Consider the following 25,040-nt stretch of genomic DNA (forward strand, 5'->3'; position numbering starts at 1 on the left):
GGTTAGGGGTGGGAGTGGGGAGTTGCACCTACTGTCCAGAGAAGACCGCAGGCGCAGCGTGACGCTTCTAATCGTTTTCAGAATCCTCAGCTTCAACCTTTCGCGGCGGCTTGGGCCGAGGCGGCGTGCTGGTGTGAATCAACATCGTGGCCTTTTCCATTTCGCCAGCCAACAGGTCCGGCACCGCCTTGAGCGCACGGGCAATGCTGTCCTCGATCGCCGTGCGATGTTCCTGTGAAGGCTTTTTCAGAACCCAGTTGATGACTTCGGACTTCACGCCCGGGTGGCCCACGCCGATGCGCAGGCGCCAGTAGTCGCCGGTGCCAAGCTGGGCATGGATGTCGCGCAGTCCATTATGGCCGGCGTGGCTGCCGCCGAACTTGAGCTTGGCCTGGCCGGGCACGATGTCGAGTTCGTCGTGGGCCACCAGGATTTCTTCAGGGGCGATCTTGAAAAAACGCGCCAGGGCGGCCACCGACTTGCCTGAGAGGTTCATGAAGGTCAGGGGTTCGAGCACCCAGACGGTTTGACCCTTGATGGTGGTGCGGGCGACGCGGCCGTGGTAGTTTTTGTCCAGTGCCAATGTCAGCTTGAGCTCGCGCGCCAGCGCTTCGGTCCACCAGAAACCGGCGTTGTGGCGGGTTGCCTCGTATTCAGGGCCGGGGTTTCCCAAGCCTACAAAAAGTTTGATCATGCTTTGTGATGAGAGGAGAAAAGCGGTCTGCAGGTGGGAGCCTGCCACCGGATTATGGGTGCAGTGAGACCATCCCCAAAGAAAAACGGCCCTTGGCCTCCGTGGAGGACAAGGGCCGCTGGCCTTTTCAGGCCGATGCCACTGGCTGCGAATTACTTCTTGGCAGCGGGTTTGGCAGCATCGGCTTTGGCGCCGGCCTTGGCTTCCTTGGCGGCAGCAGCCTTGGCTGCCTTGGGATCCACAGGTACCGCAGCGGCAGCTGCAGCGGCTGCATCGGCCTCGGCTTCTTCCGAGACAGCCGACACGGATACCAGCACTGGATTGTCCTGGCCGCCCTTGGCCACAAACTTCACGCCCTTGGGCAGGGTGATGTCCTTGACGTGCAGCGAGGTACCTTTTTTCAGGCCGGTCAAATCAACGGCGATGAACTCAGGCAGGTCTTTCGGCAGGCAGGAGATGCTCAGCTCGGTCAGCACATGGTTGACCAGGCAGTTTTCAGCCTTGACCGCTGGGGATTCCTCTTCGCCGCTGTAGTGCAGAGGCACCTTCATGGTCAGGCGGGTCTTCGCGTCAACGCGCTGGAAGTCGATGTGCAGGACCAGCTGCTTGAAAGGATGCATCTGCAGATCGCGCAGCAAAACCTTCTGGGTCTTGCCACCCAGTTCCATCTCGAGGACGGAAGCGTGGAAAGCTTCTTTCTTGATGGCGTGCCACAGTGCGTTGTGATCGAGCTCGATCAACGACGGTTCACCGGTGCCACCGTAAACGATACCGGGCGTACGGCCCGTGATGCGGAGACGGCGGCTCGCACCCGTGCCCTGCTTGGCGCGCTCAAAAGCGACGAATTTCATAATATTCTCCAAAAGAGGTGGGCCGCGACCAGCTCACCCCGACATGGAAAGTCCCATAAATCCCGTCTTTGGGCGCATGGCGGCGTTGCGCGGTGCTCGGAATCCTCATGCACTGAAGTGCATTCCGGTGTCCTGCGCTCCGGGCGCCTTGCCCTGCATCCCAATAACGGAATTTCTGAAATTTTCCTAAAAAAGCTGCAACGGCGTTGTGCCGCGGCAGCCACCTTTCGCCTCGGATCAGAACAAATTGTCCTGGTCCGAGAACAAACTCATGACCGACTCACCGTTGGCGATGCGCTGGATTGTTTCGGCAATCAGCGGAGCCACGGAGAGCTGGCGAATTTTCTTGCAGTCCTGGGCCGCCTGGCTCAGGGGAATGGTGTTGGTAATCACCACCTCGTCCAGGGCCTCGCCCTGGGCGATGCGTTCGATGGCTGGACCCGAAAAAATCGGGTGCGTGCAATACGCATAAACCTTTTTGGCGCCGCGCTCTTTCAGCACTTCAGCGGCTTTGACCAGGGTGCCGGCCGTGTCGATCATGTCGTCCATGATCACGCAGTTGCGGCCGTCGATGTCGCCAATCACATGCATGACTTCCGACACATTGGCCTTGGGCCGGCGCTTGTCGATGATGGCCATGTCGCAGCCGAGCTGCTTGGCCAGCGCCCGGGCGCGCACCACGCCGCCAACGTCGGGCGAGACCACCATCAGGTCGTTGTAGTTCTTCTGCCGCAAGTCGCCCAACAGCACCGGCGAGGCATAGATGTTGTCGACCGGGATGTCGAAGAAGCCCTGGATCTGGTCGGCATGCAGGTCCATGGTCAGCACGCGCGAGACTCCGACGGCCTGCAGCATGTTGGCCACCACCTTGGCGCTGATCGGCACGCGTGCCGAGCGCGGGCGGCGGTCCTGGCGGGCGTAGCCGAAATAGGGAATCACAGCGGAAATGCGCTCGGCCGAGGCGCGTTTGAGCGCGTCGACCATGATCAGCAATTCCATGATGTTTTCGTTGGTCGGTGCGCAGGTTGACTGCACTACGAACACGTCGCGGGCGCGTACGTTTTGCTGGATTTCAACCGTTACTTCACCGTCCGAAAAGCGGCCCACATGGGCGGCTCCCAATGAAATACCCAAGTGCTGCGCAATTTCCGAGGCCATGCTCGGATTGGCATTGCCGGTGAAAAGCATGAAGTCGGAGTGGTGCGGTTGCATGTGTGGCCCAGCGGATGTCTAGAGGGAAACGTTGCCGAATGGATAAAAGCAATAAACGCACTGAAAACACGGACGCCCTGTGTCCGTTCCATGTCAATGCGGTTTCACGTTTCCTTGCCCGAACCCGGATTTTCCGGATTACACGGGCAGGGTCTCGAACCGGAGACACTCAACAGTCAGCGAGCACGGGCCCCTTAACGGGGCCTAAAAACACGGGCCCCACATGGGACCCGAAAATTTTGGCAGGGGTGGAAGGATTCGAACCTGCGAATGCCGGAATCAAAATCCGGTGCCTTAACCAGCTTGGCGACACCCCTACACAGGTAGATTGTCAAACCCGAAAAGTGTCAAAAATGACAATTTGCAGGTGACCGACAACCAACCCTTTAATCGTTGTTCTGGAAACAAATTCCTTGGCCGTTATTTTACCAACCGGCCAGAGGATGTGTATCCAGGTTGCTGCACTTGCGGACCTGCCAGTCGCCTGGGGCGACTGCGAGTTCCATCTCATGCGGCATATGCGCAAAAACTGCACTTCCCGAGCCAGTCATTCGGCCCTTCAAGTGCTGCCTGGAGAGCCAGTCGAGTGACTGGCCAACCTGCGGACACAAGGCTTGCGCGACTGGCTGCAAGTCGTTGTGGCCGAATCCGTAAACCGGGCCGTCAGTGTTTGCAGCAAAGCCTTGGATTGTAGCAGTTTCTGTGTCGCGTTTGAGCCCCGGCGCGCGGAAAATGGCCTCTGTGGGCACTCCCGCGGCCGGCTTGACCACCACAAAACGGGCCGAGGGGAGGGCCAAGGGGGTGATTTTTTCGCCTATGCCTTCTACCCAGGCATGGCCGCCACTGAGAAAAAACGGGACGTCGGCACCCAGACTGAGCGCCACGGCCTGCAGTTGATCGGGCGGCAACCGGACGCCCCACAGGCGTTGCAGCGCCAGAAGGCAGCTGGCGGCGTCAGAAGATCCTCCACCCATGCCAGCCTGCGACGGTATGCGTTTTTCCAGCCCGATGTGCACGCCCAATGTTGTGCCTGAAGCGCTTTGGAGGGCGCGCGCGGCGCGCACCACCAGGTCTTCGGCCGGCAGCGCTTCGCCGTCATGGGAGAGCAAGTCTGTGCGGGTGATCTGGCCGTCTGTGCGCAACTCGAAATGCAGGGTATCGCACCAGTCGATGAGCATGAACACCGACTGAAGCAGATGGTAGCCATCCGGCCGGCGCCCGTTGATGTGTAAAAACAGGTTGAGTTTGGCTGGCGCCGGAACGTCGTAAAGGGCCTTCAACGGCTTGCCCGTGGCAGCGCCTGACAGTCCGGCCAGCATCAGGGGGTGGCGAGCACGATGCGCAGGTCCGTGCGCGGTTGTGGGCTTGAACGGCTGGCCGAAATTCGCCCGTCGGCTTGCTGCGAGAGATCGGCGCTCCAGCCGTCGGCGGCCGTATTCTTGCCGCGAAGCCAGTCAAACAGGGCAGGCAACGGAACCGCCGCGCCGGTGGCTTTTTGAATCAACTCATCGACGCTCGCAAAACGCTGGATCTGGTTGCCCGAGTCGAGGATGGCTTCCTGAGGCGACCAGCGCAGGACGGCGAGGCTGTTGCCGAGCGGACTATTGAGCGTCAGTTCACCCTGCACGGGGCTACCCTTGAGTTCGAAGCCGGCAAAAAAAGACTGCGGCGGCTCACTTTGAACCTGCAGGCTGATACGGCCTGTCCAGAATGAAATAGCATCATCATTTTGCCGCTCAGCCCTTATCGGGGCTGCGCAACCAGCTATAAAAAATGTAGCAAAAAAAAGGCCTGCCAACAGGGTGACGCGTCCGCGCGCCGGGGCGAGGGGGAGTGTCATCGATGTCACAGCCGGACGCGAAGGCGCTTGAGGGTTTCGAGCAGGGTTTCGTTGTCCGCGTTGAGAAGCTTGCCTTCTTTCCAGATGACCATGGCCTTGTCGCGTTGACCCATGCTCCACAAGACTTCACCGAAATGGGCGGCGATTTCCGCGTCAGGTTTGGCCTTGTAGGCGGCTTCGAAGATCTTCAGGGCCTCGGCCTTGTTGCCCAGGCGAAATTCGACCCAACCAAGGCTGTCCCTGATGAATGGGTCTTCCGGTGCGTAGGTCAACGCCTTCTGAATCAACTCTTTGGCTTCAGGCAGGCGCACATTGCGATCGGCGAGCGAGTATCCCAGCGCGTTGTAAGCATGGTGATAGTCGGGTTTGCGCTGCACCACCTGGCGCAACATGCGCTCCATCTCCGGCAGCAGGTCGAGTTTTTCCGCGAGCATGGCCTGGTCATAGAGAAGCTCAGGTTCGTCCGGAAATTGCGTGACGGCTTGAGCGAGCAGGTCGTAGGCACTGCGATAGTCCTTTTGCTCGCGCAGCAGGTTGACTTCGGCCAGCAATTTGATGCGTTTGTCTTCCGGGTTGCGCTCAGGCAACTGGCGAATCAGCTGGCGGGCTTCAGTCAGCTTGCCCTGTTTGGCCAACAGGGAGGCGCGCCTGGTCTGGGCCTGAACCAGTTCCTGCGCGTCAGGTATCTTGTTGAGCCAGCTTTCTGCTGCGGCAAAATCCTTGCGCTTTTCGGCGACCTGCGCCAGAGAAAGGTAGGCCTGGGACAGGCCGCGGCTGGTTTGCGTCTGCTCCTCATCGCGTCCGGCCAGCTCAACATAGCGCAGCAAGGAGGTCTGTGCCATGGCCAGCTGATTGTCCTGAAGCTGGAGCGACCCCAGTACGAGCCAACCTTCGGGGTAGTCAGGTTTGTCCCGCGTGACCGCTTGCAGCTGGACGCTGGCTTCGGTGTAACGCTGGGCATCGAGCAGGGCGCGGGCGTACGCCATGCGGAATTCCGGCCGGGCCACGGCGTTGCCCTGCAGGTATTTCTGGGCCAGGCTTTCGGCGCGTGGCAATTTGGGGTCCATGAGTTCCAGCGCCAGCAAGGCAGGCGCTTCGGCGCGTGGGTCCAGCGCCTGCGCGCGCTCTATGGCCTCCAGCGCGCCGGGTAATTCCCCAGCTGCCACGCGCATGCGTCCGACCGCCGTCCAGGCGGCTGCACTGGTGGCCGGCGCCTTGAGGTCGTCGGCCAGCGCGGTTTCAAGCACGCCTGCCGCGAGTTTTTTGTCGCTGGCACGGGCAAAAAAGCGGGGGAGGTTGGTGATCACCATCAGTTGCTCGGCTACGGGAGTGAGCCGAACTTCGGTTCTGAGCGGTTCCGTGGTTTCAGTGATCTTGTTGAGGGCGACCAGAATCTGCAGTACGTACCGGTTGGCCTCGCGCGAGGTCGGCTGGGCCTGTCGCCATGCCCGTGCCGCCTGAAGCGCTGCGTCGCCCGAACGCGACTGAAGGGCGATATCTGCTGCCCGTTGGTAAAGCTGCGCATCGTTGGTCTGGCGGGCAGCGTTCAGCATCAGGGAAAAGCCGGTAGGGGCGTCGCCCTGACGTGCGGTGATCTCGCCGATCAGCACTTGGTAAAAAAGCTCGGCGTCCAGGTCGGATGAGGGCGGAGCGACCACTTGGGCAGCGGCTGGGGCTTGCGGAAGGGCTGCCGGTGGCAAGGCCGGTGCAGGCTGGGCCGTTTGCGCCAACGCTGCCGGCAGGCTCAGGCAGAGCGCTCCGAAAACACATAGGAATTGTTTCATCGGGCCATGATAATTCAAGCACATGTGCCCATGTGAGGCGCCTCGAAGATTGTTGCAAGCCCATGCCTGAATTGCCCGAAGTTGAAGTTACGCGCTTGAGTTTTGCCAGCCGCATTGCGGGAGCGACCATTCTGGCGCTTCAGATGGGGAAACCGTTGCGATGGCCCCTGGGGTGCGACACGGCGCGTTTGAATGGACACACCGTACTCGAGGTGCGCAGGCGCGGCAAATATCTGTTGCTCGACACCACCGGTGGCCTGCTTTTGATCCATCTCGGGATGTCCGGAAGCCTGGGGTTTGGCAACGGCTTGCCGCCACCGGGCAAACATGATCATTTTGAACTGCGAACCACGGCAGGTACATTGCGCCTGCATGACCCCCGGCGCTTCGGTGCCGTGGTCTATGCGCCGGCCGAGCAGGATGCGATTGCGCAAAAGCTGCTGGGGAGACTGGGCGTTGAGCCGCTGACAGACGCTTTTGACGCGATGGTTTTTTACCGTGCGCTGCAAACCCGTCAGACGGCGATCAAGCAGGTCTTGCTGGCGGGCGAATTGGTCGTCGGCGTTGGCAACATTTATGCGTCGGAAGCGCTGTTCATCGCCGGCATCCGGCCGACGGTACGGGCCGCCCGGTTAAGCAAGCCCCGCGCTGCCAGGCTGCATGCGGCGATTCGGACGGTGTTGTCGCAAGCGGTCAAAAAAGGCGGCAGTACCCTGAAAGACTTCTCCAACACCATGGGGGAGAGCGGTTATTTCCAGCTTGAGGCCATGGTTTACGATCGGGCCGGCTTGCCCTGCAAGGTGTGCGGAACGCCCGTTCGCACCCTCCGGCAAGGGCAGCGCTCCACTTTTTTCTGTGTCAACTGCCAGAAACCCTGAAGGTCTGGACGGCTCCGGGCTGACCGTTTCCGGTGGTCAATGCTATATTGATTGACCTATGTCCCCGGCGCACCATGTCCTTTAACGAACAATTTGACCAGCACGGCACGTGGAGGCGCGAGTTTGCCTTGCGGCTCAAACTTTTATCCGAATGGATGAAAGACCACGATCTGCTCAACGCCGCAGTGGAGGAGCGCCTGCTTCGCCTCGAATCGCAGGTGCGTTCGGACAAGGTCATGGTGGCCTTTGTTGCAGAGTTTTCCCGCGGCAAGTCGGAACTGATCAACGCCATCTTTTTTGCCGGCTACGGCCGACGCATCATGCCGGCCAGCGCGGGGCGCACCACCATGTGCCCGACCGAGCTGGGTTATGACGCCGACGTGCCGCCCTGCCTGCGTCTGTTGCCTATTGAAACCCGGCTCAAGCCCCAGGCCCTGATGGAATGGCGCATGGTCCCGGAAAAATGGACGCGGGTTGACCTCGACGTCAACGATCCGGTGCAACTTGCGAAAGCCCTGGAAAAAGTGGCCGAGGTCCGCCGTGTCACGCAGGAAGAAGCGCGAGCCCTGGGTTTCTGGCATGACGACGTGCCGGAAGACAATCCCCGGATAGATGCCGATGGCATGGTCGAGGTGCCCAAATGGCGCCACGCCCTGATCAATATCGCCCATCCGCTGCTCAAGCAGGGCTTGGTCATTCTTGATACGCCGGGCCTTAATGCGATTGGTGCCGAGCCTGAACTGACCGTCAGCCTGATCCCCCAGGCCCATGCGGTGGTGTTCATTCTGGCGGCCGACACGGGTGTCACCAAGTCCGACCTGGCGATCTGGCGGGAACACCTGATCACCGAGGGCGACGACAACGACGCCCGTCTCGTGGTGCTCAACAAGATCGATACCCTGTGGGATGCCTTGAGTTCTCCCGCGCAGATTCAGGCGCAGATTGATCGCCAGCGCGCCACTTCGGCAGAAATTCTCGGTTTGCCGATGGCGCAGGTTATTCCGGTTTCCGCTCAGAAAGGCCTGGTGGCCAAAGTCACCGGCGACGACGAGTTGCTGCGGGCCAGTTGCCTGCCTGGCCTGGAACTGGCTTTGGCGCAGGGCGTGATGGGGCAGCGGCAGAAAATCCTGCGGTCTGCGGTGGCTGCCGGCATTGTGGAGTTGCGTGCCGAAGCCGGACGCGTCATTCATATTCGCCGTCGCGATCTTGCCGAGCAGATGATTGAGCTGCGTGGCCTGCGCGGCAAGAACGATTCCGTGATCAAGCACATGCGCTCGCGCATTGAGCAGGAGCACAGCGAATTCAATACCAGCGGCGCCAAGATCCAGGCCGTGCGTTCCATTCATCTGAAGCTGCTGCGCGAAGTGTTTCATCTGCTCGGAACACCCACGCTCAAAACCGAGCTTGCCCAGCTGACCGAAACACTCAAGCAGCCTGGCATCAAGCTCGGGGTCAAAAAAGCCTATGGCCAGGCCTTCGCACGCCTGCGCGAAGGCCTTGAAAAAGCCCGCAGCACCAGCGCAGAAATCCAGAACATGCTGGGTGGATCATTCAAGCAGCTCAACTCCGAGTTCGGTTTCTCCCTGCAGGCGCCCAAAGAGCCCGACATGAGCCGTTTCATGGTGGATCTTGAGCAGATCGAGCGCAGCCACCTGCAATATTTGGGGGTGGCCAACATCCTCAAGTTGGCGCAGCCGGAGTTTTCGGAGCGCTTGGTGCGTGCCCTGGCCACGCGGCTGAGGGTGGTCTACGAGACGGCGCTTGGCGAAGTCGAGCTATGGAACAAATCAGCGGCCTCGCAGCTGGATGCGCAGCTCAAGGAGCGCCGTAAAAACTTCGGTCGCCGCATCGAGGCGATAGAACGCATCCAGCAGGCCGCCTCCGGCCTGGACGAACGCATCGGGGAAATAGATGCCCACGAGCGCGAGCTGGACCAGCTGGATGGCAAGCTTGATGAGCTGACGGCCCAGTTGGTCAACGCGCCAGCGAGCCCGCACGAGCCCGTCGCAGTCACTGCACCCATGCCTTTGCCCCAAGTCGCCTGAGCGGCCCATGGCCCGGGTTTCCACGTTGTCGGGTACCCGCGTGCCTGCCGGGCCGCGTGAGAATGCTGTAGTTGGCATCCCCAGCCTTGCCGGAGCGAGCTTTTCCAACCGTATCGTGCGCTGGCAGGAAAGCCATGGCCGCAACAGCCTGCCCTGGCAGAACACCCGCGATCCTTACCGCGTCTGGCTGTCTGAAATCATGCTTCAGCAGACCCAGGTGGCGACGGTGCTGGATTACTACACACGGTTTCTGCAGCGTTTCCCGGCAGTGGCAGACCTGGCCGCTGCGGAGCCCGACGAAGTGCTGGGGTTGTGGAGCGGCTTGGGCTACTACAGCCGGGCCCGCAACCTGCACCGCTGCGCGCAGGACGTGGTGCGTCTGCATGGGGGCGAGTTTCCGCGCACCGCCGCGTTGCTGCAGACCCTGCCCGGCATCGGTCCTTCAACAGCAGCAGCGATTGCATCTTTTTGCTTTTCCGAGCGGGTGGCGATTCTGGATGGCAATGTCAAACGGGTGCTGACACGGGTTACCGCGTTTGCGGGCGATCTGTCGTCGAGCGCGCAGGAGCGCGCGCTTTGGGAAGTCGCTACTTCGCTCTTGCCGCGCCGTAACCTGGCTGAGGCCATGCCGCGCTACACCCAGGGGGTGATGGACCTGGGCGCCACGATTTGCACGACACGCCAGCCGTCGTGTCTCCTGTGCCCGGTGCAGGGCATGTGCCGCGGCCTGGCCGGTGGCGCGCCGGAAATTTACCCCGTCAAGACTCGCAAGCTCAAGCGCAGTGCGCAGTCGCTGTCCTTGCTGTGGGCGGAAAAGGCTGACGGTTCGGTGTGGCTGGAGCGCCGGCCATCGCCCGGCATCTGGGGTGGCCTTTACTGCTTTCCTGTGTTCAGCAGTGAAGACGCGCTGCTGGACATGTTGCCCATGCCATGGCGGGCACGTTTGACGGCTGTCCAGCCCTTTGTGCACGTGCTGACCCACAAGGACTTGCGCTTGTCGCCCATGGTGTTGGCCTTGTCGGCCAGGGAGGCCAAATCGAAGGGCTTGCCAGGCGAGGGTGCCTGGTTTTCGCCTGCTGAATGGCAAGGCTTGGGGCTGCCGGCCCCGATCAGAAGGCTGCTGGAACAGCGTTTGGGCTGATTTTCAGCTTTTTATGATTGAAAAGTGCCGCTAGCCCTTTAAATACGGGCGTAAGCAGCTATTAAAACAATAGCGAATCGAATGACGAGCTGACCCCTGACGGGGGAGGGCTACAACGCGCCGTCAAGCTCCCGGTGGCGCTTGAGCGTGACCCAGTGCGGATTGAAAGCCCGAGCCAGCTGTTCAACCAGATAGACCGAGCGGTGCTGGCCGCCCGTGCAGCCGATGGCCACGGTTACATAGCTGCGGTGGTCACGAGCAAGTGCCTGCAGCCAATGGGCAATGAACTGTTCGATATGGCGGAACATGTCGCCAACTTCTGGATGGCTTTGCAGGTAGCTCACCACCGCTTCGTCCTTGCCCGTCAGGTTGCGCAACGCCGGCTCGTAGTGCGGGTTGGGCAGCATGCGCACGTCAAACACGTAGTCGGCATCGACCGGTACGCCGCGCTTGAAGGCGAAGGATTCGAACACCAGCGTCAGCTGGGTGGCGGGCGAGGAAATCAGGGCCTTCACATAACCCTGCAACTGGGATGCGCGAATCATGCTGGTATCGATGACATGGGCATGTTCGCGCATGTCGCCGAGCAGTTCGCGCTCTTCGTCAATGGCATCGACCAGCGCACGCTGCTGGTCGGAGTCGTCGCGCCGCGACAGCGGGTGCAGGCGGCGGGTTTCCGAGAAACGCCTCACCAGCGTGTCGTTGCTGGCGTCAAGGAAGATGGACTGCACGGCCACCCCTTGCTCCCGCATCTGCGCGAGCTGAAGCGGCACCAGTGGCAGCGAGGTGGCGCTGCGCACATCCATGGCAATGGCCACTTTGCTGGCGCCGTGCTGTTTTTCCAGAGCAACAAAAGGCAGCAGCAATTCCGGCGGGAGGTTGTCAACGCAGTAGTAGCCCGCGTCTTCCAGCGCATGCAGCGCAACAGACTTGCCCGAACCGGACATGCCGGTGATGAGCACCATGTCCAGGTCGGGCGCGGGATCGGCCGTTGCGCTCATTGCCCTAGCATTTCCTTGGCGTGGGCCAGTGTGGTGCCGGAAAGCTTCTCACCGCCCAGCATGCGGGCGACCTCGGCAACCCGTTGCTCGCTGTGAACCAGCTCGACCGTGCTGACGGTCTGGCCCTTGTCGGCCCGTTTGGCAACCATCAGGTGATGGTCAGCGCATGCGGCAACCTGGGGCAGGTGGGTGACCGCCATGACTTGCCTGTCTTTGCCGAGCTGCTTCATCAGGCGGCCTACGGTTTCGGCGACGGCGCCACCAACGCCCGAGTCCACCTCGTCAAAAATAAGCGTCTGCGCCTGCCCGAGCTGGCTGGTGGTGACGGCAATGGCCAGTGCAATGCGCGACAGCTCGCCACCCGAAGCCACCTTGCCGACAGGGCGCGGTGTGCTACCGCTGTGGCCGGCCACCAGAAACTCCGCCTGCTCCAGCCCGTGTTGTGCGGGCTGCTCAAGCTTGGCAAGTACCACTTCAAATTTGCCGCCTTGCATGCCCAAGCCCTGCATGGCCTGGGTGATGGCCTTGGCCAGCAGCGGCGCCGCCTTGGCGCGGGCTTTGGAGACGATTTTTGCTTCTTCCAGGTAGGCCGCTTTGGCGAGTTGTTCGGTTTTTTCCAGGCCCACCAGGTCGGCCGCGGCATCCAGCTTTTGCAGCTCGCTGCGCCATGAAGCGAGCAGCTCCGGCAGCTCGGCCGGCGTGCGTTTGTAGCGGCGCGCCAGGCTGACCCACAGCGAGAGGCGCTCATCCAGCTCGGCCAGCCGCTGCGGCTCAAGCTCGGCATGCCGGGCATAGCCGTGCAGCGAGTGCACCGCGTCTTCAATCTGCGCCAGCGCGCTGCTCAAAACCTCGGTCAGCCCTTTGAATTCGGGTTCAATGTGCTCCTGATTTTGTAGCGCGGTGAGCGCGCGGCCCAGCAGCGCGGCGGCGTTGTCGTCGGACTCCTGCAGCGCATCCACCGCGGTCTGCACCGCGTCACGCAGGGACTGCACGTTGGAGAGCCGGCTGTGTTGGGTATTGAGCTCGTCCCACTCGTGGTCGCCAGGAGCCAGCTTGTCCAGTTCGCCGATCTGCCAGACCAGGCGCTCACGTTCACGCTGCAGGCTGTCCTGCGCATCACGTGCGTCAAGCAAAGCCTTATGTGCGCTGCGCCAGGCTTGCCACGAGGGTGTCAGGGGCTGCTCCGGCACGCCGGCATAGGCGTCCAGCAACCCACGCACTGCATCGGGACGCGTCAGGCTTTGCCAGGCGTGCTGGCCGTGGATGTCCACCAACAAATCAGCAATTTCCCGCAGCTGTGTGGCGGTGGCCGGGCTGCCGTTGATCCAGGCTCGGCTTTTCCCTTGCGCATCAATGGTTCGGCGCAGCAGCAAATCGTCTTCAGAGGCAAAGCCAGCCTGGTCCAGCCAGCCAGCCAATTGGGCCGGCGCATCGAAGGTGACGCTGATCTCGCAACGTTGGGCGCCTTCGCGCACCACGCCGGCATCAGCACGGGCACCCAGTGCCAGTTGCAACGCATCAATCAGTATAGATTTACCGGCGCCGGTTTCACCGGTGAGCACGGTGAAACCACTTTCCAGGTCCAGCGCCAGCTCGCGCACGATGACAAAGTCGCGCAGGGCGATGCTTTTAAGACTCATGCCACACCTTCATTCCAGTGAAGTTTTTTCCTCAGGGTATCAAAGTAGCTCCAGCCTTTGGGATGCAAAAACCGCATCTGGTACTCCGAACGCCGCACCGTGATGCGGTCGCCGTGCAACAGGCTGGCCAGCGACTGCATGTCGAAATTGGCGCTGGCATCGCGGCCTGAGACAATTTCCACGGTGATCTCACCGGTGTCAGGCAGCACGATGGGCCGGTTCGACAGCGTGTGGGGAGCAATAGGCACCATCACCCAACCCGAAATGGAAGGATGCAAGAGCGGCCCGCCCGCCGACAGCGCATAGGCGGTGGATCCTGTGGGTGTGGCGATGATCAGGCCGTCGGCGCGCTGGTTGGCCACAAAGCGGCCATCAACTTCCACCCGGAGTTCGACCATGCCCGCCGATGCGCCGCGGTTGACCACCACGTCGTTCATGGCGGTGGCGCTGAAGACGCAGCGGCCGTCGCGCACCACTTCGGCCTGAATCATCCAGCGCCGGTCTTCCTCGTATTCACCACGCAGCATGGGCCCGAGAGCCGTCTGGAAATCCTCGAAAGCGATGTCGGTGATGAAGCCCAGGCGCCCCTGGTTGACGCCCACCAGCGGCACACCGAACTGGGCCAGCTGCCGGCCAATGCCCAGCATGGTCCCGTCACCCCCGACCACCAGCGCCAGGTCGCAATGCGCACCGACGGCGGCCACGTCAAGCACCGGGTATTGCGTCAGGCCGGTGTTGCTGGCGGTGTCTCTTTCGAGCGCGACCTCGCAACCCTGCGTATGCAAAAACTGCGCAATTTCCTCCAGCGCCGAGCGGGATCCCTGCGCGTGGTACTTCCCGATCAGGGCGACGTGACGAAATTGCGACTTCATCGTCAAATTACATCACAACATCCGTGACAAGCTTCGTAGAATGGCTTCATGCTTGATGAACGCGCCCGACTGTTGTTAAAAGCGCTTGTAGAGCGCTACATCGCCGACGGTCAGCCGGTCGGCTCGCGCACCCTGTCCAAAGCATCCGGGTTGGACCTGTCTCCTGCGACCATACGCAACGTCATGAGCGACCTGGAAGACCTGGGCCTGATCGTCAGTCCGCACACGTCGGCCGGGCGCATACCCACCGCCCGGGGTTACCGCCTGTTCGTCGACACCATGCTGACCATGCAGAAAGACCAGTATTCGGCCTTGGGTGCCATGGGTGCCCCGCGTCTGGCGCCGGACCAGCCGCAGAAGGTTTTCAGCAACGCAGCCAATATCCTGTCAAACCTGTCGCAGTTTGTCGGCGTTGTCATGGCCCCGCGCCGCACGTCGGTGTTTCGCCACATTGAATTCCTGCGACTGTCCGAGAAACGCATCCTCGTCATCATTGTTTCGCCCGACGGCGACGTGCAGAACCGGGTCATCTTCACCGAGACCGACTACACCCAGAGCCAGCTCATTGAGGCAGCGAATTTTCTCAATTCGCACTATGCGGGCATGGCGATAGAGGAAGTGCGGGAGCGCTTGCAAAACGAAGTCGAAGCACTGCGCGGGGAGATTGCCAGTCTGATGCAGGCGGCGGTGCAGGTGAGTTCGGAAGCGATTGAAGCGCGTGACGAGGTGGTGATTTCCGGCGAACGTAATCTCCTGACGGTGAGCGACTTTTCCAGTGACATGGGTAATCTGCGCAAACTGTTCGACCTGTTCGAGCAGAAAGCCCAGCTCATGCGCCTGCTTGACGTGTCCAGCCGCGCCGAAGGCGTGCGCATCTATATCGGCGGTGAAAGCCAGGTGGTGCCCTACCAGGAACTGTCCATCGTGACCGCGCCCTACGAGGTGGATGGCAAAGTGGTGGGCACCCTCGGCGTGATCGGCCCCATGCGCATGCCCTACGAAAAGATGATCCAGATCGTCGACATCACCGCCAAGATGGTCAGCAGCGCGCTCAGCCACAGCAAGTAGCGACGCCTTACAATCTGCGCTGGCGACGTGGGGCGTTAGCTCAGTTGGTTAGAGCAGAGGACTCATAATCCTTTGGTCCACAGTTCAAGTCTGTGACGCCCTACCACCTTGTACGTGCGCCCCAGACCCAGCGTTGGGTCTGGGGCGTTTCTACGATGGTTCATCACGTTTTTGTAGATACGCTGACCGCAGGCGGACCTTCAGAGTAAATACGCATCTGGGCTTCTCATACTGTTCTTGAACTCTGACACCAGCCAAGACGATTGCATGCAAACTGAGCTCTTAAGAGGTTTTAGCGGTCGAAGGCCTCGGCAGATGGTGTACTGATCGTGAATTCGAGGGTGATTGGACGAAAAATACATTTCGGAGGGATTGCGTGAAAAATAAGTTTTTCTTCAAGATGACAGGCGGTTTTCTGTCAGTCATTCTGATGTGTTCAGCGCCATCAGATAGCTCGGGGCAATCTGCTCGTATCCGTCCCACCGTCGAACTTACATCACCTGATTCGACAAGCAATTTTTTATCGAATTGTAAAATCCGTAAAGACGAACTCGAACGATGGATCGGGAGTTGCGACTATGGCGTTAATCCCTATAAAGCGCCTCCCAAGACCTTCATTCAAACTTCGCCTTTCACCATTGATTTCAACTGGGTTCTCAAAGACGACTCAGGTCGGATACTCAAAGATGGTGAGGGGAATGTCACTAAAGACCTATTTGCCACAGGCTATTCGACTGTGGTCGAGCGTGGGATAGGGCGTGTCCGTGGTGAGCTTCGTCCTGCTATCGACTCGTACGGAAATGTGGCATTCAACACAAAATCCGTGACAGCAGATTTGGTACTCAGAGATCCCCTTGACGCCAGGAAGCCAAGAGTCGTTCTTGCCAGTCAAGAAATCGCACTAAGCATAAATTGGCCGGATAGAGATACCTATAACAGGGAAATCGAAGTTAAAACTCGTGAGCCATCCACAGTCCTGAAGCACGCTGTGGAGTTGATCGATTCAGATCGGCGTGAGCAAGTTGATGCTGCAAAAAGTCTTTTAGAGCGATTGCTTTTGAAAGACCCTAAATTTGCCGCAGCATACTTGGAGTTGGCCCGCATCGCGATGAAAACGAACTGGGGACCTGAAGGCTTCCGCCAAGCAGAGAGACTAATTTCTTCCACGCTGCAACTTCAACCGGGCAGCTTGAATGCGCTGGTGCTTCAAGGATACGTTTATTCCCATCAGGGACGGTTTAAAGAAGCGGAGACTGCCTTTCGTGAGGCGAATAAGCCGGAGTTAAAAAATCTCTGGCTTTGGTCAAATTGGGGAGAGATGTTGGTTAAGCAAGGAAAAGTTGATGCTGCTATTCCTATGTACAGGAAAGCAATTGAACACCCACCCACGAATGACACTTATGACCGAGCTCGCATTGACGCGTATGACAATCTGCTTTCGATATTAGGGTCGCGCAAAGATATCGATGGAATGGAAGGGCTTCATAAGCGTAGAGCAAAGGAGTACGGGGTTAATACTTGTTATGGTGCCGACTATGCTCTTTTTAGGCTCATGTTTAGAGGTGAAACGGCAGATGCTATTTCTTTAGCTGAAGAGTCGATCCAAGCTGGATGTAACGAGAAAGTAGCGAACAGAGTACTTGCGTATGCTTTTTACACCGCTTGGGGACTAAGCAAAGGCAAAGAGCGAAATGATCTCCTGAATCGTGCCCAAGTTTATTTACCAGCGGACGCTGGTGTTCTGTATGGTTTGTCGACAAGCGAGCACACTTTGGCGGCCGTGAAAAAGCTGATTGGTATTGGCGAGCCGGTGGATCAACTTGATAACCGCAACATGAATGCATTGGCTTACGCGCTTGATGGTCGTGACCACAATGCGGCGACCAGACTAATGCGGCTCGGAGCCAAGCCTGAAACGACGGTCGGCAATCAAGGCATCCCGGTAGCACTTATTCCCTTACTTTCAAAAGACTATGAGGGTATTCGATTGCTGAGAAAGCTCGGTGTTGATTATTCGAGAATCCAGTTCCAGGGCGCCACTGCTGTTGAAATTGCCAGAAGAATTGGGGATCCAAAACTTGTAGAAGCTCTTAATATTAAGGAGTCACGGGTTTGATTGTTCGGCGCACAAGCGCAATGGCCTAGCTGACTGCCAAAGTCGCGCTTTCACGATCAGTCCCCCGTCTGCCGCCGCAAAGTAAAAAGCAGGTCCACAGTTCAAGTCTGTGACGCCCTACCACCCACCAAAATAGGCTATAATTTAAGGCTTAGCGGCTGTAGCTCAGTTGGATAGAGTACTTGGCTACGAACCAAGGGGTCGTGGGTTCAATTCCTGCCAGCCGCACCAAACGTCAAGCCCTGGAACTGCAAGGTTCCAGGGCTTTTTCGTTACGATGTCCCGATCTGGAACACGTTGGACTGCCCCAAGCTCCCATGAGCAAAGCCTTCACCAAAGAAACCGACGCTGACGACGATGAAGACCTCGCGCTTCCACCGTTGCCTGCGGGCGGCAAAAACTACATCACGCCTGCAGGATATGCCCGGCTTAAATCCGAGTTGCTGGACTTGATCGACAACGAGCGGCCCAAGGTGGTGGAAGTGGTTCACTGGGCTGCCAGCAATGGTGACCGCTCCGAAAACGGCGACTACCACTACGGAAAAAAGCGCCTGCGTGAAATTGATCGGCGAATCCGTTTTTTGACCAAGCGTCTTGAAATTGCCGAAATTTCAGACCCTGCCGTACACCATGGGAACGACCAGGTTTTTTTTGGCGCGACGGTGACCTACGCCGATGAAAGTGGCGCGGCCCAGACCGTGACCATTCTTGGCATCGATGAAGCCGACAGTGGGTTGAACCAGGTAAGCTGGATTTCGCCGATCGCCCGCGCCTTGCTTAAAGCCAGGGTGGGGGATGAGGTGAAACTTGCAACGCCCGGCGGTCTCAAGGACATTGAGATCATGGAGGTCAGTTACCCGCCTCCGGCAAGCGCCTAAACGCCTGGCTTGGCGCGCTGCACCCGCAAGACCGGCGTGGTGCGCTTGACGCTGCGCATGACGGCTGCCAGATGGATGCGGTCACGCACCAGCACATCGAAGCGCAAATCAGTGGCATCCTGCGCCGGGTCCTGCCCCATGTCCACATGCGTGATGTCTGCCTCTGCACTTGCCAGGGCAGAAGCAACTTTGGCCAGCACACCTTTGGCGTTGGACACGGTGACCAGCAAGCCAGCTTCAAAGGTTCGCGTGGGTTCGTCCGACCAGTCGACCGCAATAAACCGCTCACTGTCGCGTTGCTGCAGTTTTTTGGCAACGGTACAGTCTTCGGCGTGTACCACCAGGCCTTCGCCGCGGCCCAGGTAGCCGACGATGCTGTCGCCGGGAATGGGGCGGCAGCAGGTCGCGAACTTCACCGAGGCGCCTTCGCTGCCGTCCAGCACCAGAGCTCCCTGGGAAATCGATTCGTGCGCCGTGTAGCGCTCGCGGCTCATGAGCAGCGGGTCCGGTTTTTTGCCGGTTTCAGCGAGCAGGGTGACGATGCGTTTGGCGACCATGCTGGCAATGCGCTTGCCAAGCCCGATGTCGGTCAGCAGGTCCGCTCTTGAGCGATTGCCTGAAAAACGCAATATTCTTTCCCAGGTTGCGTGGTTCAGGCTGTCGTCGTCGGGCAGGCGCTCTATGCCTTCTGCCCTGAGGGCCTGCGCCAGCATCTTTTCACCAAGCTCCTGGGATTCGGTCAGCGCCATGGTCTTGAGGTGATGGCGTATTTTTGATCGGGCTTTGCCGGTGCGGACAAAACCAAGCCAGGCTGGGTTGGGGCTGGATACAGACGCGGTAATGATTTCGATCACGTCTCCATTGCGCAGTTCAGAACGCAGGGGAACCTGCTCGCCGTTGACTTTGGCGGCCACGGCACGGTGCCCCACGTCACTGTGGATGGCATAGGCAAAGTCGACGATGGTGGCGCCCCGCGGCATGGCCATGATCTGGCTCTTCGGCGTGAACACGTAAACAGCGTCCGGGAACAGGTCGATCTTGACGTGGTCCCAGAATTCGGCGGCATCGCGGGTTTCGTGCTGGATGTCCAACAGGGATTGCAGCCACTGCGTGCCCAAGCGCTGTGATGCGTCACTTTCAGGGGCGGTGGCTTTGTAAAGCCAGTGTGCGGCAACCCCCGATTCGGCGACGATGTGCATCGCCTCGGTGCGCATCTGGAACTCGATGTTGGTCCCAAAAGGGCCGACCAGGGTTGTATGCAGCGACTGATAGCCGTTGATTTTGGGAATGGCGATGTAGTCCTTGAACTTTCCCGGCAGGGGTTTGTAGAGCTGGTGCAAAACACCCATCGCGGTGTAACACCCGGTGACGCTTGCCACCAGGATGCGAAAGCCGTAGATATCTGTCACCTGCGCAAATGACAAGTGCTTTTCGTCCATCTTGCGGTAGATGGAGTACAGCGCTTTTTCGCGTCCGTAGATATGGACCTGGATGCCGGCGCTCGCAAAAGCGGTCTCCACTTCAGTCTGAACGCGCTTGATCACGTCGCGTCTGCGGCCGCGGGCCCTTGCCAGGGCTTTGGTTAGCGTGAGATAGCGCCACGGATACAGGTGCTGGAACGCAAGATCCTGCAACTCGCGGTAGGTTGCGTTCAGGCCAAGGCGGTGCGCAATAGGCGCATAAATGTCCAGGGTTTCGCGCGAAATGCGCGTCCATTTGTTGCGCGGAACGTCGCCGAGGGTGCGCATGTTGTGGCTGCGGTCTGCCAGCTTGATCAGGATGACACGAACATCACGCGCCATCGCCAGCAGCATCTTGCGAAACGATTCCGCCTGGTTTTCCTCGCGCGTGTTGAACTCCAGCTTTTCAAGCTTGGTCAGCCCATCAACCAGTTCGGCCACGGGCGCGCCGAAGCGCTCAATCAGCTCGGGCTTGGTGACACCGCAGTCTTCTATCGCATCGTGCAGCAGCGCGGCCATCAAGGCCTGGGCATCAAGCTTCCATTCGGCGCATTGCTGGGCCACGGCAATGGGGTGAGTGATGTAGGGCAGGCCGCCGTTGCGTATCTGGCCCAGGTGCGCCTCGTCGGCAAACCGGTAGGCCCGCCGGACATTGTCGACATCCTCCACGCTCATGTAGTCCAGCTTGGCGGTGAGCGCAGCAAAACTCGCCGCGGCAGCGTTGGCGGCCGCGGGGGTTGACTTGGCGTTTGCGATGGGAAAATCCAGGGCGCTCATGCCTTAAATGTATCGCGGTGCCGGTAAAACATGCAAAAAGCGGTCTTTAGGACGGTTTTTACCAACAAAAAAGCACCGCGTGCGGTGCTTTTTTATGAGCTGGCCGGTGACTCAGCCGGGGACTTTTTTGAGCATTTCCAGGCCGATTTTGCCTTCAGCAATTTCACGCAGGGCGGTTACGCCTGGCTTGTTTTTGCTTTCGATCTTAGGCGCGTGACCCTGGCTGAGCATGCGAGCGCGATAGGTTGCAGCCAGAACGAGCTGAAACCGGTTGGGGATTTTTTCCAGGCAGTCTTCAACAGTAATGCGGGCCATGATGATCTCCGGGTTAGAAGGTAGGGGAACGATGCAGCGGGTTAGGCAATATGCAGAGCCTTGAAGGTCTCGGCACGGGCACGTCGTTGGGCTGCAAACTTGAGCCGCTGGGCGTGAACAATGGTTTTGAGGTCAAAAACCGCCCGCTCAAATAACTCGTTGATTATAACGAAGTCGAATTCCTGAGCCTGGGCCATCTCTATGGCGGCATTTTTCAACCTTAATTCGATGATTTCCGGGGCGTCCTCGCCACGGCGCTCCAGCCGCGAGCGGAGTTCTTCCCAGCTGGGGGGCAGGATGAAAATCAACACCGCGTTGCTGAAAATGCGCTTGATATTGATGGCCCCTTGAAAGTCGATCTCCAGAATCACGTCGGCGCCGGTCGCCACCCGCTCCTCAATGGTCTGGCGCGAAGTGCCATAACGCTGGCCGTGCACATGAGCCCATTCCAGGAAGGAGTCGCGCAAGACCATGCCGTCGAACTCTTCGGGTGAAATGAAGAAGTATTCACGGCCGTGCTTTTCCTGCCCGCGGGGGGGGCGTGTGGTGTGCGAAACCGCGGGCTGGACCCGCGCATCAAGCTCCATCAAGGCCTTGACCAGGCTTGATTTTCCGGCTCCGCTGGGTGCGGCAACAACAAACAGGTTTCCGGGGTAGTCCATGGCGGCAGGTTCTTGAGGGTTGGGGTTGATTCGTGGGCCGACAGGGTCTACTCGATGTTCTGAACCTGTTCGCGGATTTGCTCGATCAGCACTTTCATGTCCACCGAGACATGGGTAAGTTCCAGCGAACCCGATTTGGATCCCAGTGTGTTGGCCTCGCGGTGCAGTTCCTGGATCAGGAAATCCAGCCGTTTGCCCAATTCACCGCCGCCAGCCAGCAAGCGGTCGATCTCGTCCAGATGCGAGGAAAGCCGCGTGATTTCTTCGGCTACATCAATACGTATCGCAAAAGAGGTGGCTTCCGTCAGCGCCCGGTCTTGCGCCGCTTCGGGCAGGGTACTGCCCCCTCCCAACGCCATGGCTTCCTTCCAGCGCTCCATGAAGCGGACTTTTTGCTGCTCAACCAGCTTGGGCACCATCGGCACGGCCGAGGCTGCCAACGTGCGCAGTTGGGCCGTACGGTCGAGCAGCATTTGCGCCAGTCTTTCGCCTTCGCGTTCCCGCGCGGCCATCAGCTCTTTCAGGGCCTTTTTTGCAAGCTTCAAGAGCTCATCGCTGTAGTCGTGCACCGTTTTGTCTTCTCCTGCCGCCATGCGCAGAATGTCGGCCACGCTGAGCGCGGTTGCCCCTGGAAGCCAGGACCTGACGGTGTCTTCCATGGACCCCAGCCGCTGCAGCGTGGACGTGGCCGGTGCGCGCAGGTTGCTGCCAATGTTGCTTTCCAGCGAAACGCGCATTTCAATCTTGCCGCGCTTGAGCTTGCCCGTCAGCAACTCCCGGAGTGCTGGCTCTGTCTGGCGCAGTTCATCGGGCAGCCGGAAGGTCAGATCCAGAAAACGGCTGTTGACCGAGCGTATTTCCACCCCCAGTCGGGCGTTGGCGTCCGTGCCGGTATCCGTTTCCTGAGTATTTCGCACAGGTGTGGATTGAACGGCTGCATAGCCAGTCATGCTGTAAACTGACATTTAGTTATACGCTTTTCGTAGAGAAACAGGACTTGGTGATCCCGTCACCTTGCTTAATCCCAAATTATGTCAAAGGTCAAGCCCGCACCGCTTCCACCCGATACCGTCATTGGCGGCTATCGCGTGGTGCGCAAGCTGTCGGCTGGCGGGTTTGGGGTAGTTTACTTGGCTGTTGACAACGAGGGCCAGCAGGTTGCCATCAAGGAATACCTGCCGTCCTCTCTGGCCAGCCGCCCACCGGGTGAATTGCTGCCCCAGGTGCAGCCCGAAAAGCTCTCCCTTTACCGTCTTGGCCTGAAGAGTTTCTTCGAGGAGGGCCGTTCGCTGGCCCAGATCTCGCACGCGTCCGTGGTGAGTGTGCTGAACTTCTTCCGCGAAAACGAAACCGTCTACATGGTGATGAACTACCTGGAGGGCGGCACCCTGCAGGACTTCATCATCACCGCACGGGAGCTCAAAAAGCAGAAAGTGTTCCGCGAGTCGACCATCCGTTCGCTGTTTGACGAAATCCTGCGCGGTTTGCGCATCGTGCACCAGCACAAAATGCTGCACCTGGACATCAAGCCCGCCAACATTTTTGTGACCGACGACAACAAGGCCGTGATGATCGACTTTGGCGCCGCTCGCGAGGTGCTGAGCAAAGAGGGCAACTTCATCCGCCCCATGTACACCCCCGGGTTTGCCGCGCCGGAAATGTACCGCCGGGATTCGTCGATGGGCCCGTGGACCGACATCTATGCAATCGGTGCCTGCATTTACGCGACCATGCAGGGTTATCCGCCCAATGATGCGCCGCAGCGCCTTGAAAAAGACCGTCTGTCGCTTGCACTCTCCCGCTTACGCGGCGTGTATTCGGACAACCTCATTGAAGTGGTTGAATGGTGCATGTCGCTCGATCCGCTGTCGCGGCCGCAGTCGGTCTTTGCCTTGCAGAAAGAACTCAGCCGCGAGGGTGAGCGGCGGTATACCAAACTGACCGTCGGCGAAAAAATGCGGCTGCAGTTTGACAACATGGTGTCAGACACCAAGAAAACCGCGCGCAAGGCCACCGGCTTCGCGACAAAATTCAAATGAAATTCTCAGTCTTCCAGGTCAGCCGCAAGGGGGGCCGCGAAAAAAACGAAGACCGCATGGGGTATTCCTACACCCGTGAATCAGGCCTGTTTGTGTTGGCCGACGGCATGGGTGGCCACCCCGAAGGCGAGGTGGCGGCCCAGCTGGCATTGCAGACTATTTCGGCGCTTTATCAAAAGGAAGCGCGTCCTCTGGTGCGGGACACGACCGAATTCCTCTCGTCCTCCCTGATGGCGGCACACCACCAGATCATCCGTTATGCCAGTGAAAAAGGCATGCTCGACACACCACGCACCACGCTGGTAGCTGCCATATTGCAAGGCACGGGTGCGACCTGGGTTCACTGCGGCGACTCGCGCCTCTATGTAGTGCGCGACGGCGAACTGCTGACCCGCACACGCGATCACTCCTACCTGGAGCAGCAAAACGCCGGCATCATCAAGCTGGAGCGCCTGAACCGCAACATCCTGTTCACCTGCCTGGGCTCCCCTTCCAAGCCGGTGTTTGACATCACCGGCCCGGTGGTTTTGCAACAGGGCGACAAATTGATGCTTTGCTCCGACGGCTTGTGGGGCTCCCTGACCGACGCCGAAATTGTTCGGCACATGTCCGGTAGCGGCGTGTCCGACGCCGTGCCTGACATGGTCGAGCATGCGTTGCGCAACGGCGGTGAGCACAGCGACAACGTCACCGTGTTGGCCATGGAGTGGGAAACGCCCGATGCTTTCGAGTCAACGCGCGGCATTTCTACCGACAGCATCATGGACGGTGGTTTTGCATCAACCATCCAGGCCGGCGTGCTTGACTCCGGCATCGAAGACCTTGACGACGCGGCGATTGAGCGCTCCATTGCCGAGATCAACGAGGCGATTCGCCGTTCCGCTGCAAAAAAGGCCTGAGTTCCGGGCAAGCCCTGGCTGCAGGCGTGCCTGACTCCTGACACTTCCACTTTCCGTTATTTCTCGCATCCTCCGGCGTGCCATCGCCAGAAAGCCCCAACCATGAGTTTCTCCAGAACCAGCGCCCGCGCGGCCGATCAATTGCGTCCGGTGCGCATCACCCGCGCCTATACCGCGTACGCCGAAGGCTCTGTACTGATCGAGTTCGGCGCAACGAAGGTACTGTGTACCGCCTCCGTGGAAGAAAAAGTCCCCGGCCATAAAAAAGGCAGCGGCGAGGGCTGGGTCACGGCCGAATACGGCATGCTGCCGCGTGCCACCCACACCCGCAGCGACCGCGAGGCGGCACGCGGCAAGCAGAGCGGGCGCACGCAAGAAATCCAGCGGCTGATTGGCCGGTCAATGCGTGCGGTGTTTGACCTGAAAAAACTGGGGGAACGCACCATTCACCTTGACTGCGATGTGATTCAGGCTGACGGCGGCACGCGCACGGCCAGCATCACTGGCGCTTTCGTTGCGGCGCAGGACGCTGTGAACAAGCTGCTCGCTGAAGGAAAGCTCAAAGAGACCCCGATCACCGGTCACGTGGCCGCTATTTCGGTTGGCATTGTCCAGGGCACGCCTTTGCTGGACCTCGAATACATCGAAGATGTGAGCTGCGACACCGACATGAATGTCGTGATGACCGGAGCGGGCCACTATGTCGAAGTGCAGGGAACGGCTGAAGGCGCTGCATTTTCCCGCAAGGAAATGGACGCCTTGCTGCTACTGGCCGAAAAAGGCATCAGCGAACTGGTCGCCCTGCAGCAGCATTCGCTCCTGAATTAATAGCTACTTGCGCCCGTATTCATTGGGCTAGAGGCACTTT

General features: G+C 59.4%; 22 protein-coding genes and 3 tRNA genes. 11 read left to right on the plus strand and 14 right to left on the minus strand.

Going from position 1 to position 25,040, the window contains the following annotated elements; translation table 11 throughout:
- Nucleotides 1-67 precede the first annotated feature (67 nt).
- From pth to B0B52_RS07105, 7 genes are all read right to left on the minus strand, one after another.
- Entirely contained in the window at nucleotides 68-694 is a 627-nt protein-coding gene (gene pth / locus B0B52_RS07075) for an aminoacyl-tRNA hydrolase (RefSeq protein WP_077592931.1), read from the minus strand.
- Between the two features lie 152 nt (nucleotides 695-846).
- Nucleotides 847-1,545, minus strand: a complete 699-nt coding sequence (locus tag B0B52_RS07080; RefSeq protein ID WP_077592932.1) for a 50S ribosomal protein L25/general stress protein Ctc — start codon at nucleotides 1,543-1,545, stop codon at nucleotides 847-849.
- Between the two features lie 237 nt (nucleotides 1,546-1,782).
- On the minus strand, nucleotides 1,783-2,757 hold the full coding sequence (locus B0B52_RS07085) for a ribose-phosphate pyrophosphokinase (protein ID WP_077592933.1): 975 nt from the start codon (nucleotides 2,755-2,757) through the stop codon (nucleotides 1,783-1,785).
- A 240-nt stretch (nucleotides 2,758-2,997) separates the two neighbouring features.
- Nucleotides 2,998-3,074, minus strand: a tRNA-Gln gene (locus B0B52_RS07090).
- Nucleotides 3,075-3,182: 108 nt separating this feature from the next.
- The gene (ispE, locus tag B0B52_RS07095) at nucleotides 3,183-4,037 is read right to left on the minus strand and encodes a 4-(cytidine 5'-diphospho)-2-C-methyl-D-erythritol kinase (protein ID WP_077593005.1); all 855 of its coding nucleotides are present in this window, start codon (nucleotides 4,035-4,037) and stop codon (nucleotides 3,183-3,185) included.
- Between the two features lie 38 nt (nucleotides 4,038-4,075).
- On the minus strand, nucleotides 4,076-4,597 hold the full coding sequence (locus B0B52_RS07100; protein ID WP_077592934.1) for an outer membrane lipoprotein LolB: 522 nt from the start codon (nucleotides 4,595-4,597) through the stop codon (nucleotides 4,076-4,078).
- Nucleotides 4,598-4,602: 5 nt separating this feature from the next.
- Entirely contained in the window at nucleotides 4,603-6,381 is a 1,779-nt protein-coding gene (locus B0B52_RS07105; RefSeq protein WP_077592935.1) for a tetratricopeptide repeat protein, read from the minus strand.
- 62 nt (nucleotides 6,382-6,443) lie between these two features.
- Between B0B52_RS07105 and mutM the strand changes: the two genes are divergently transcribed.
- The 3 genes from mutM (at nucleotide 6,444) to mutY (ending at nucleotide 10,445) form a co-directional block, all read left to right on the plus strand.
- Nucleotides 6,444-7,259, plus strand: a complete 816-nt coding sequence (mutM, locus tag B0B52_RS07110; RefSeq protein WP_077592936.1) for a bifunctional DNA-formamidopyrimidine glycosylase/DNA-(apurinic or apyrimidinic site) lyase — start codon at nucleotides 6,444-6,446, stop codon at nucleotides 7,257-7,259.
- Nucleotides 7,260-7,333: 74 nt separating this feature from the next.
- Nucleotides 7,334-9,304: a dynamin family protein gene (locus B0B52_RS07115; protein ID WP_077592937.1), complete on the plus strand. Its 1,971-nt coding sequence runs from the start codon at nucleotides 7,334-7,336 to the stop codon at nucleotides 9,302-9,304.
- 7 nt (nucleotides 9,305-9,311) lie between these two features.
- Entirely contained in the window at nucleotides 9,312-10,445 is a 1,134-nt protein-coding gene (mutY, locus tag B0B52_RS07120) for an A/G-specific adenine glycosylase (protein ID WP_077592938.1), read from the plus strand.
- A 110-nt stretch (nucleotides 10,446-10,555) separates the two neighbouring features.
- Here mutY and rapZ read toward each other — a convergent pair whose 3' ends face one another.
- The 3 genes from rapZ to B0B52_RS07135 are packed head-to-tail and all read right to left on the minus strand — an operon-like array spanning nucleotide 10,556 to nucleotide 13,958.
- Nucleotides 10,556-11,446 (minus strand): RNase adapter RapZ, encoded by an 891-nt coding sequence (gene rapZ, locus B0B52_RS07125; RefSeq protein ID WP_077592939.1) that lies wholly within the window; start codon nucleotides 11,444-11,446, stop codon nucleotides 10,556-10,558.
- On the minus strand, nucleotides 11,443-13,086 hold the full coding sequence (gene recN / locus B0B52_RS07130; RefSeq protein WP_077592940.1) for a DNA repair protein RecN: 1,644 nt from the start codon (nucleotides 13,084-13,086) through the stop codon (nucleotides 11,443-11,445). Before recN ends, rapZ begins: the two co-directional genes overlap by 4 nt.
- Nucleotides 13,083-13,958: an NAD kinase gene (locus tag B0B52_RS07135; RefSeq protein ID WP_077592941.1), complete on the minus strand. Its 876-nt coding sequence runs from the start codon at nucleotides 13,956-13,958 to the stop codon at nucleotides 13,083-13,085. The genes recN and B0B52_RS07135 overlap by 4 nt, the downstream gene beginning before the upstream one ends.
- A gap of 48 nt (nucleotides 13,959-14,006) precedes the next feature.
- On the opposite strand from B0B52_RS07135, the gene hrcA reads away from it, so the two are divergent.
- The 5 genes from hrcA (at nucleotide 14,007) to greB (ending at nucleotide 18,020) form a co-directional block, all read left to right on the plus strand.
- Entirely contained in the window at nucleotides 14,007-15,026 is a 1,020-nt protein-coding gene (gene hrcA, locus B0B52_RS07140; protein WP_077592942.1) for a heat-inducible transcriptional repressor HrcA, read from the plus strand.
- Between the two features lie 29 nt (nucleotides 15,027-15,055).
- A tRNA-Ile gene (locus B0B52_RS07145) sits at nucleotides 15,056-15,132 on the plus strand.
- A gap of 270 nt (nucleotides 15,133-15,402) precedes the next feature.
- Entirely contained in the window at nucleotides 15,403-17,142 is a 1,740-nt protein-coding gene (locus B0B52_RS07150; RefSeq protein ID WP_077592943.1) for a tetratricopeptide repeat protein, read from the plus strand.
- Nucleotides 17,143-17,296: 154 nt separating this feature from the next.
- Nucleotides 17,297-17,373, plus strand: a tRNA-Arg gene (locus tag B0B52_RS07155).
- A gap of 86 nt (nucleotides 17,374-17,459) precedes the next feature.
- Complete coding sequence (gene greB / locus B0B52_RS07160; protein ID WP_077592944.1) at nucleotides 17,460-18,020, plus strand: transcription elongation factor GreB; 561 nt, start codon at nucleotides 17,460-17,462, stop codon at nucleotides 18,018-18,020.
- On the opposite strand, the gene B0B52_RS07165 is transcribed toward greB, so the two are convergent.
- From B0B52_RS07165 to B0B52_RS07180, 4 genes are all read right to left on the minus strand, one after another.
- Entirely contained in the window at nucleotides 18,017-20,257 is a 2,241-nt protein-coding gene (locus B0B52_RS07165; RefSeq protein ID WP_077592945.1) for a bifunctional (p)ppGpp synthetase/guanosine-3',5'-bis(diphosphate) 3'-pyrophosphohydrolase, read from the minus strand. The genes greB and B0B52_RS07165 overlap by 4 nt on opposite strands.
- Before the next feature lie 111 nt (nucleotides 20,258-20,368).
- Entirely contained in the window at nucleotides 20,369-20,572 is a 204-nt protein-coding gene (rpoZ, locus tag B0B52_RS07170) for a DNA-directed RNA polymerase subunit omega (RefSeq protein ID WP_077592946.1), read from the minus strand.
- Nucleotides 20,573-20,613: 41 nt separating this feature from the next.
- Entirely contained in the window at nucleotides 20,614-21,234 is a 621-nt protein-coding gene (gene gmk / locus B0B52_RS07175; RefSeq protein WP_077592947.1) for a guanylate kinase, read from the minus strand.
- A gap of 47 nt (nucleotides 21,235-21,281) precedes the next feature.
- Nucleotides 21,282-22,199 carry a YicC/YloC family endoribonuclease gene (locus B0B52_RS07180; RefSeq protein ID WP_077592948.1) on the minus strand — a complete coding sequence of 306 codons (918 nt, stop codon included), beginning with the start codon at nucleotides 22,197-22,199 and terminating at the stop codon, nucleotides 21,282-21,284.
- A 66-nt stretch (nucleotides 22,200-22,265) separates the two neighbouring features.
- On the opposite strand from B0B52_RS07180, the gene B0B52_RS07185 reads away from it, so the two are divergent.
- From B0B52_RS07185 to rph, 3 genes are all read left to right on the plus strand, one after another.
- Nucleotides 22,266-23,273 carry a serine/threonine-protein kinase gene (locus B0B52_RS07185; protein WP_077592949.1) on the plus strand — a complete coding sequence of 336 codons (1,008 nt, stop codon included), beginning with the start codon at nucleotides 22,266-22,268 and terminating at the stop codon, nucleotides 23,271-23,273.
- Complete coding sequence (locus tag B0B52_RS07190) at nucleotides 23,270-24,172, plus strand: PP2C family serine/threonine-protein phosphatase (protein ID WP_077592950.1); 903 nt, start codon at nucleotides 23,270-23,272, stop codon at nucleotides 24,170-24,172. Before B0B52_RS07185 ends, B0B52_RS07190 begins: the two co-directional genes overlap by 4 nt.
- 102 nt (nucleotides 24,173-24,274) lie before the next feature.
- Nucleotides 24,275-25,000, plus strand: a complete 726-nt coding sequence (rph, locus tag B0B52_RS07195) for a ribonuclease PH (protein WP_077592951.1) — start codon at nucleotides 24,275-24,277, stop codon at nucleotides 24,998-25,000.
- The last annotated feature ends 40 nt before the right edge of the window (nucleotides 25,001-25,040 follow it).

The organism is Polaromonas sp. A23 (genome assembly GCF_002001015.1).
In the GTDB taxonomy this organism is placed as follows: Bacteria; Pseudomonadota; Gammaproteobacteria; order Burkholderiales; family Burkholderiaceae_C; genus Polaromonas.